Annotated in this window: 8 protein-coding genes; all 8 read left to right on the top strand. The window is 62.8% G+C overall.

Annotated elements, in window-relative coordinates:
- A partial coding sequence (locus AC1DYX_RS23340) for an efflux RND transporter permease subunit (RefSeq protein ID WP_477263280.1) occupies positions 1-2090 on the top strand: 2090 nt, incomplete at its 5' end.
- Positions 2087-3547, top strand: a complete 1461-nt coding sequence (locus AC1DYX_RS23345; RefSeq protein ID WP_477263282.1) for an efflux transporter outer membrane subunit — start codon at positions 2087-2089, stop codon at positions 3545-3547. The genes AC1DYX_RS23340 and AC1DYX_RS23345, both read left to right, overlap by 4 nt.
- Before the next feature lie 111 nt (positions 3548-3658).
- The gene (locus AC1DYX_RS23350) at positions 3659-3958 is read left to right on the top strand and encodes a hypothetical protein (protein WP_477263284.1); all 300 of its coding nucleotides are present in this window, start codon (positions 3659-3661) and stop codon (positions 3956-3958) included.
- Positions 3937-4680, top strand: a complete 744-nt coding sequence (locus AC1DYX_RS23355; RefSeq protein WP_477263286.1) for an AfsA-related hotdog domain-containing protein — start codon at positions 3937-3939, stop codon at positions 4678-4680. Before AC1DYX_RS23350 ends, AC1DYX_RS23355 begins: the two co-directional genes overlap by 22 nt.
- Before the next feature lie 42 nt (positions 4681-4722).
- Positions 4723-5439: an HAD family hydrolase gene (locus AC1DYX_RS23360; RefSeq protein ID WP_477263288.1), complete on the top strand. Its 717-nt coding sequence runs from the start codon at positions 4723-4725 to the stop codon at positions 5437-5439.
- A 13-nt stretch (positions 5440-5452) separates the two neighbouring features.
- Complete coding sequence (locus AC1DYX_RS23365; RefSeq protein ID WP_477263290.1) at positions 5453-6232, top strand: dienelactone hydrolase family protein; 780 nt, start codon at positions 5453-5455, stop codon at positions 6230-6232.
- A gap of 130 nt (positions 6233-6362) precedes the next feature.
- A complete protein-coding gene (locus AC1DYX_RS23370; protein ID WP_477263292.1) occupies positions 6363-7841 on the top strand; it encodes a DUF2868 domain-containing protein in 1479 nt (492 codons plus the stop codon).
- Positions 7838-9263: DUF3482 domain-containing protein (locus AC1DYX_RS23375; RefSeq protein WP_477263294.1), on the top strand; the 1426-nt coding region annotated here is incomplete at its 3' end. The genes AC1DYX_RS23370 and AC1DYX_RS23375, both read left to right, overlap by 4 nt.

A 9263-nucleotide genomic window follows, 5' to 3' on the forward strand; every position in this document is an offset into this window, starting at 1 on the left:
CGGTACCGGTGTCGATCGTCGGCTCGTTCACGTTCCTGATGCTGTTCGGCTTCTCGATCAACGCGCTGTCGCTGTTCGGCATGGTCCTGGCGATCGGCATCGTCGTCGACGACGCCATCGTCGTGGTGGAAAACGTCGAACGCAATATCGCGCAGGGCCTGAGCCCGCGCGACGCCACCTACCGGGCCATGCGTGAAGTCAGCGGACCGATCATCGCCATCGCCATCACCCTGGCGGCGGTCTTCGTGCCGCTGGCATTCATGTCTGGCCTGGTCGGCCAGTTCTATAAACAGTTCGCCATCACCATCGCGATCTCGACCATCATTTCGGCGATCAACTCGCTCACGCTGTCGCCCGCGCTCGCGGCCATCCTGCTGAAGGGCCACGACGCTCCCAAGGACAGGCTGACGCGCTTCATGGACCGGCTGTTCGGACCTTTCTTCAATGTCTTCAATCGCAGGTTCGAGCGCCTGTCGGGATCGTATGGCAGGAATATCGCGGGCGCCATCGGCCGCAAGACGGTCATGGCGGGTTTTTACGCGCTGTTGCTGGGTGCCACCTACGTCGTCGTGAACGGCGTGCCGACAGGTTTCGTTCCCGCCCAGGACAAGGAATACCTGATCGCATTTGCACAATTGCCGACCGGCGCCTCGCTGAATCGCACCGAAAAAGTCATCGACACCATGACGAAGATGGCGCGCAAGCAGCCAGGCGTGGAAGGAGCGCTTGAGTTTCCGGGCTTGTCGGTCAATGGCTTCACCAATTCATCCAGCGCCGGCATCGTCTTTATCGTGCTCAAGCCAATGGAAAAGCGCGGCGACCCGAAACTGACCGCCGAAGCGATCGCGGCCAAACTGAGCACCGATTACGCGTCGATCAAGGATTCCTTCGTCGCGGTGTTCCCGCCRCCGCCGGTGCTCGGGCTGGGAACCCTGGGCGGCTTCAAGCTGCAACTGGAAGATCGAGGCGCACTGGGCTATGAACGCCTGAACGAGGCAACCCAGGCTTTCATCAAGCGCGCTGCCAGGGAACCGGCACTCGGCCCCTTGTTTTCCAGCTACCAGATCAACGTACCGCAACTGAATGTCGACATTGACCGCGTCAAGACAAAGCAGCTCGGCATTCCGGTCACCGAGGTGTTCGACGCCATGCAGGTGTATCTCGGCTCCGTGTACGTCAACGACTTCAACCGCTTCGGCCGGGTCTACCAGGTCAGGGTCCAGGCGGACGCTCCTTACCGTGCCAACGCGTCCGACATCGGCCTCCTCAAGACGCGCACCGCCAGCGGCGAGATGGTGCCGTTGTCGACACTGGTCAATGTCAACACGACCTACGGTCCTGAAATGGTAGTCCGCTACAACGGGTTCACGGCGGCCGACATCAACGGCGGGGCCGCGCCTGGCTACTCCTCCGGACAGGCGCTGGCCGCGATCGACCGGGTCGCCGCTGATGTGCTTCCGCCGGGGATCAAGTATGAGTGGACGGAGATGACCTATCAACAAATACTCTCTGGTAACGCCGCGCTTTGGATCTTTCCGCTCAGCATCCTGTTGGTGTATTGCGTCCTTGCTGCCTTCTACGAAAGCCTTACTCTGCCGCTGGCCGTCATCATGGCGGTTCCCACCAGCATCCTGGCAGCCCTGGTCGGCGTATGGATGACCGGCGGCGACAACAACCTGTTCACGCAGATCGGCCTCATGGTACTGGTCGGGCTGTCGGCCAAGAATGCGATCCTGATCGTCGAGTTCGCCCGCGACCTGGAAACCCAGGGCCGGACAGTCGTCCAGGCGGCACTCGAAGCCTGCCGCTTGCGCCTTCGTCCCATCTTGATGACCTCGATTGCGTTCATCATGGGCGTCGTTCCGCTGGCCATCTCGACCGGGGCCGGCTCGGAAATGCGTCGCGCCATGGGCATTGCCGTGTTTTTCGGCATGCTCGGCGTGACCTTGTTCGGCTTGATGCTCACGCCCGTCGCCTATGTCATGTTGCGCAAGTTCGCGTTGAAAAAACGTAGTGCAAGCGGCACGCATTCCAGCATCGTGCCCGTCGAAGTTGAATCACCATTTGCGAAGTCGGGGGAAATCGGATGAAAACATCGTTGCTGGCCCAGGCATCGCTGGGCTTGCTGGTTGCGCTCGGCGGCTGTTCCCAGGTGCCGCGCTACGCCCGGCCCGATACCAGCCTCTCGACCGCCTTCAAGGAAGCTGGCACAGCCGCTGCCGCCGGCGTGCCGGCCGACTGGAAGCCGGTCCAACCGTCCGAACACCAGGCGCGCGGCACATGGTGGGCGATCTTTGCAGATCCCATCCTCGACGACCTGGAGCGGCAGGCACTGGACGCCAACCAGGAACTGAAGGCGGCGGTCGCACGCGTTCAGGAAGCAAGGGCGCTGAACCGCCGCGCACGCGCCGACCTGTTCCCCACCGTCGATGCCGGGTTCGGGCCGACGCGCCAGCGTGTCTCGCCGGCAGCCAACGGTCTGCCTCCAGATGCCGAGGTGACCGAACGAACGCTCTGGCGCGCGGAAGTGAGGGCCGCCTATGAGGTCGACCTGTTCGGACGGGTGGCGGCGCAAACCGCCGCCACCGGGGCCGATGCCGGGCAGCGCGAAGCTTTGCTGCGGTCGGTACATTTGAGCCTCCAGGCCGATGTCGCCAGAACCTATTTCAGGATGCGTGCCCTGGACGCGGAACTGGCATTGCTGAACGAAACCGTCAGGTTGCGTGAAGACGCGCTCAGGTTGATGCAACGCCGCTTCAGCGAGGGCGACATCAGTGAACTCGATCTGGCGCGCGCCAAGACGGAACTGTCCCAGGCGCAATCCGATGCGCTCAGCATCGAGCGCGAGCGCGCGAGCACCGAACACGGCATGGCGATCCTGCTTGGCAAAGCGCCCGCGCAATTCTCGCTGCCGGCTTCGCCGCTGGTATCGATTACCGCCCAGGTACCGCCAGGTCTGCCCTCGGCATTGCTGGAACGGCGTCACGATATCGCGGCCGCGGAGTATGCCGTTATCGCAGCCAACGCGCGCGTTGGCATGGCCCGCTCAGCCTATTTCCCGAACCTGACCTTGACCGGCACCGCCGGGTTCGAGTCTGCGTCCCTGCGTGACCTGGACCTCTGGTCGAGCCGTACCTTCCTGCTCGGGCCCCTGGTCGGCACGGCCCTGTCGCTTCCTCTGTTCGACGGTGGGCGACGGCGCAGCGGTGTCGAGAATGCGGAGGCGGTCTATCAGCAAGCGGTAGCGCACTACCGGCAACAGGTGCTCGTGGCGTTCCGCGAAGTCGAAGACAGTCTTTCTGGACTGCATGTCGTGGAACAGCAAGAGCGCGTGCAAGCCGTGGCGGTAACGGCGGCCCGGCGCGCAGCTGATCTGTCACGTACCTTGTATCGGGAAGGCCAGATCGGATTTTTGGATGTGATCGAAGCCGAACGTACGGTTGAGCAAGCGCAACGCACGGCGGTACGGTTGGCCGGTGCACGTGCCACGTCGACGGTGGATCTGATCAGTGCGCTGGGCGGCAGTTGGGACGCACCGAAGCAGTGACGCCTGGCAGGGCGCACTTGCGGGTGCGCCCATTCTTTTCTTGCCCGCTCAATTCACGTCACGATCCTCGTGATAATCCGGGCTTTTTACGGTAATTAATTCGGTGAATATTTGGCGGGGGAGGTTGCCAGAGGAGGCGTTGGATATATTGGCTTTGTATTTTTGAATATAAGAGATTTATATGACATTGCGGAATTAAAATATGGCGGCTATTCCCTAATTGGAGGGTTTGGTCGCGGTATTGATTTAAAACAAGTTATGTATTTTTCTTGCGCTATCTCAATAATTAAACAGCCGTTTCAAAATATTAAACGTCAGCAATCGAAAGTTCACATATATAATTCCAGAGTAGTTAATTGGACTACATTAACTTACTTCGGAGCTAGAGAATGGATACCATCTACGTTGTGAATGATCGTTTTGAGAACTTCTCGGATAAACATGGTGCCGTTTTGACGGTAAGTAAATTTCGCGACTTTATCGCAAGTCAGGAAGCTCATCGAAAAGTAAACATCCTGTTCGGTCAGGGCGTCGATAGCGCCGAGCTCGAGCGGCTTGTCCAGGTTTATTCCCCTGTATCGACGAATATCAATTTGTGCCGTGTGCAAAAGCGCCCCAAGGCGTCGATCTTCGAAGCGCACAAACACAAGAAGCGCAATATTATGGTCAGTCTTGCCGAGCAAGTGTCCGAAACGGAATTCACGCTCGACCTGTATTTCGACGGCGACAATGAATTTTTTGAAGATCATATGTCGGGACAACATATCCAGGGGATGAGTATTACCGAAGCTGCACGCCAGTCATTCCTGGCGGTGACCGAACAGTTCTTCCTGCCCAAGACGGTGAAACATTATTTTGTGATTCACAACATGTCGACGGAGTTCAAGGCTTTCGTCTTTCCGCTCGACGCATGTGCACGCTTCTTTATCTTATCGAAAAAAATTGGATCGAAAGGAAACTTCTCCATGGAAGCACGTATCGAAATTCACCAGGCGGGCAATCTTTGCGCCGTCTGCAACGTCTCGTTCAGCGCCTATGAGAACGAATGGATCAGCCAGCGCGAACATGCCGCCGCGGTCGAGGCGCTGGAATCCAGCGAGCGTCAATTGTTGCAACCGTTGATGGCGGCCTGATCTATGAGTGCCCGTTCCGTTACTCGCTCGATGACATGTTCGATGCCTGAGCTGGCCGTGTTCGATGTGGATGAGACCATCCTGACCATCAAGGGCCTCTTCAGCTTCGCTGAATATTTTTTCTGCCAGTACGACGGTGCGGACGGGCTCGTGCAGGGCCAACCGTTTGCCGATTGGCTCGCAGGCCTGCGAGTCACCGCCCGGTCGCAATCGCGGGAGCAGGTCAACCGGTTGTTCTATACCGCCTTTGCAAACCAGAGCGCCGCGCGCATGGAACGCTGCGCCGAGGAGTGGTGCGCCCGGCTGATCGAAAGCGGGCAGGGAACCTTCGTGCAGGCGACCTTGAGTGCGCTCCAATGGTATCGGGGGCGCGGCTTGCCTGTCGTGCTCTTGAGCGGCTCGGCCCGTTTGTTTCTTTCTCCGTTAGCAAAAGTTCTGGACGCAACGCACGTGTTGGCGATCGAGTTGGAGGTCGACAGCACCGGGACGCTGACGGGATGCATCCTGCCGCCCCAAACGATCGGCGACGGCRAATGGCAGGCGTTGGCAGCGTTCCTCGACAAAGTCGGCATTGCGGCCACGGATTGTATCGGGTATGGCGACCACCCGACCGACTTGCCCTTTTTGATACGCCTCGGCGAAGCGGTCATTGTCGAGGGCAATGAAGAGATGGAAAACCTCGCCGCTGCTCACGGCTGGTCCATCCTGCCGCGGGTTGCCACCGACTTTTCCGTCCCATCCCGGGACTTGATCAGATAAAGGCATAGTTACCATGGTTTACGGCACACGTTCCGGCGAAGCCTTCGATATCACCGCGGCAGGAACACTACATGATGCATATCGTTTCGCCCAGCCAGGCGACCAGCCCGCGCGAGCCCGTCTCTTGATGTTTCCGGACTTCGATGGCGCCCATACGCCCGGCGCGGCGCGGCTGGCTGACGCGTACAGTCATGCCTGTCACGCCGAAGTCATCCTCGTCGATCTATACGGGAAGAACCATAAACCGCGCGGATACGACCAGCGTGCGGATTCAGTAATCAATCATGCCCGCGCCAACCCGCTCGAAGTGCGCGAGCGGCTCTGCGAGATCAAACGCAAACTGGAGGCGAATTGGGATTCGGACGCGCCACTGGGGGCGATCGGCTTTTGTTTTGGCGGGTCTCTTGCGTTCGAATTGGCGCGCGCCGATGCCTCGTTGAGTGCGGCTTTTTCCGTACATGGTGACCCGTCCACGGAACAACCTCTCACCGCCGCCAGGTCGTCGACCAACTTCGTGATAATCACCGGTGCCAGCGATCCGTTCATTGCGGACGAAACGTTGGCGCGATTCAGATTCGAGGCCGATGCCGCAAGGATGCAATGGCAAATCCTTTTGATCGGTCACGCGCGACACAGTTTCACCAAGCGTGAAATTGGCCAGGGCAATTGGGCCATGCGTTACGACGCTTACGCTGACGATCTGGCCCGTTCTCACGTCAACACGATTATCACACTGTCCGATCGCGAAACGTATTCAAAAGCACCGGCCTCGTACAGGATCCTGGGCGGTTGAGGCTAGCGGCGCCTGCGCTTCGTCGGCGCGCGCCGGGAAGCGGTGATCGCGGTCGAGCAAGCCGGCGCCTCTTCAGAAACTCAGGCACAATGCCCCTGTCAACTTGTTAAATCAACCAGACAGGGGACCCATGAACGAGCGGACCGCACGCGATGTCGTCCTGATGCGCGCCATCGAAACTGCCGACGCGAAGCGCGAGATCCTTTCCGACGACGACCGCATGTATGCCAGCCGCAGCGCACGCGAACTGGCGCACTGGCAGGCGGCCGAAGGCAAGAGCGAGCCCAGGCTCGACCATTTTCTTGGCCAGCGCGCGGAACTGATCCTCAAGCGGCTGGCCGAGCGCACGCCGGCGTTTGCCGCGTTCCGCCAGCGGCGCAGCCTGCTGCCCGTGCTGGCCGTGCTGCTGCCGATCGTCGGCTTCGTGGCCGGTGCCGGCCTGGACCGCATCGGCAATCCACATCGGGTCGACCTGTTGTCGGCGCCGCTGCTGCTGATCCTGGCCTGGAACCTGCTCGTCTATCTCGCGCTGATCGTGTGGGCGCTCGTGCCGTCGAAGTCGACCGGCTGGGCGAGCCCGCAACTGCTGCGCCGGCTGTCGGTCGGCAAGGCTGCGCTGCCCCGCAAGCTGCCGGCGCCGCTCGCCGCCGGCATCGCGCAGTATTTCACGGACTGGTCGCAATTGACGGCCAAACTCACGCACCTCCGCCTGGGCCGCACGATCCACCTGGCGGCGGCCGCGTTCGCGCTCGGTGCGATCGCGTCGCTGTATGCGCGCGGCGTGCTGACGCAGTATGCGGCCGGATGGGAAAGCACCTTCCTCGATGCGGCCCAGGTGCATGCACTGCTCTCGTTCCTGTTCGCGCCCGCGCTGGCCGTGTTCCCGCTGCAGGGCTTTGCGCTGGCCGACGTGCAGGCGCTCCATTTCGTGCAGGAGCCGTCGCCCGCCGGCGGCGCGCGCTGGGTGCATTTGTATGCGGCCACGCTGTTGCTGCTCGTCGTGTTGCCGCGCCTCGTGCTGGCCATCGTGTCGGGGCTGCGCGCGCGCCGCCTCGCGCAGCGGCTTCCGCTCGACCTGGGCCAACCCTATTTCCGCCTGCTGGCCGACCGCGTCGGCGCGTCCGGCCCGGCCGTGCTGCGCGTGATCCCGTACAGCTTCACGGTCGACGAAGCGCGTCACAAGGGGCTCGCGGCCGTCGCGGCGATGGTCCTCGGCGAACAGGCGCAGCTGATGCTGCGACCGTCCTGCCCGTACGGCGAAGAGCCGAAGGATGCATTGCGCGACGCGCGCCTCGACGATGCCGACGTCGCCATCACGGCCGTCCTGTTCAACCTGGCCGCCACGCCGGAGCGTGAGAACCACGGGGCCTTCCTCGACTACCTCGCGCGCAATACGCCGCGCGGCATCGCCGTGCTGCTCGACGAGTCCTCGCTCGTGGAACGCGGCGCCGGCCAGGCGGGGTTCGACGCGCGGGTGGTGGAGCGCGTCGCGCTKTGGCACCAGTTCTGCCAGTACCACCATACGCGTGCGACCGTCGTCGACCTGCTGCATCCGGAACGCCATCCACTCGATCTCGGCACGGGCCTTGCCGTATCGGGGGCGGCATGATCGCGCAGCCCGTCGACATCCAGTTCGCGCTCGTCTCGCACACGAACAACGGCAAGACCACGCTGGCGCGCACCCTCGTCGGCATGGACGTGGGCGAGGTGCGCGACGCCGCCCACGTGACCGTGTTCGCGGAAGCACATACGCTGCAGACGAGTCCCGCGGGCGACCGCCTGCTGTTGTGGGACACGCCCGGCTTCGGCGACTCGGTGCGCCTGCTCAAGCGGCTCGCGCTGGCCGGCAATCCCATCGGCTGGTTCCTGCGCGAGGTGTTCGACCGCTACCGCGACCGGCCGTTCTGGCTCAGCCAGCAGGCGCTGCGCGCCGCGAAGGATGCGGCCGACGTCGTGCTCTACCTCGTGAATTCGTCCGAGGATCCGCGCGACGCGGGCTATCTGGCGGCCGAGATGCGGATCCTGGAATGGTTGGGCAAGCCCGTCGTCGTGCTGCTCAACCAGCTCGGGCCACCGCGCCCCGACGACGAGGAACAGGCGGAACAGGCGCGCTGGAAGGCCCATCTCGACCAGTACCCGATCGTGCGCGACGTGCTCGCTCTGGATGCGTTCGCGCGCTGCTGGGTGCACGAGGATGTGTTCTACGAGCGCGTGGGGAAGCTGATCGACGAGGCCAAGCGCGACAGCTACGCGCGCCTGCTGGCGGCCTGGCAGGCGAACAATGCGCAGCGCTTTCGGGCTTCGGTGGAGTTGGGCGCGCAGATGCTGGCGGAGGCCGCGCGCGACAGCCAGTCCATCGAACAGGAAGGCAAGGCGGGCCTGCTGAAGTCCGCGCTGAAGGCGGTGGGTCTCGGCAAGGATGCGCAGAAGCGCCAGGATGCCGCCATGGCCGGCCTCGTCGAACGGCTGGAGCGGCGCATCGGCGATACCACGGTCGGCCTGCTGCGCCTGCACCGCCTCGATCCGGGCGAAGCGGGCCGCATCAATGCCCGCGTGCGCGAGAACTTCGCCGTGCGCGCTCCCATCGACAAGGCGCAGGCCGGCCTGCTCGGGGCCGTCGTCTCCGGTGCCGCGACGGGGCTGTCGGCCGACCTGATGGCGGGCGGACTCACCTTGGGCRGCGGCGCGCTGCTGGGCGCGATCGTCGGTGCCCTGACGATGGCCGGCGCCGCGTGGGGTTTCAATACGACGACGGACCGCGACAAGCCCACCGTGCAGTTTGCCGACCCGTTCCTGCGCACGCTGCTCGTCGGCAGCGTGCTGCGCTACCTGGCCGTCGCGCATTTTGGACGCGGACGCGGCAACTTCGTGGAAGGGGAGGCGCCGCCGTTCTGGCAGGCCGAGGTCGAGCGCAGCGTCGCCGCGCACGAGGCCGAACTGGTGCCGTTGTGGAAGACCGTGCGCGCCGCGCCCGATGCGCCTGCCGCCGCGGCGCCCGTGCAGGCGCTGCTCGGGCGCGTAATCGTGGAGA

Source organism: Massilia sp. P2_C2 (assembly GCF_056404615.1).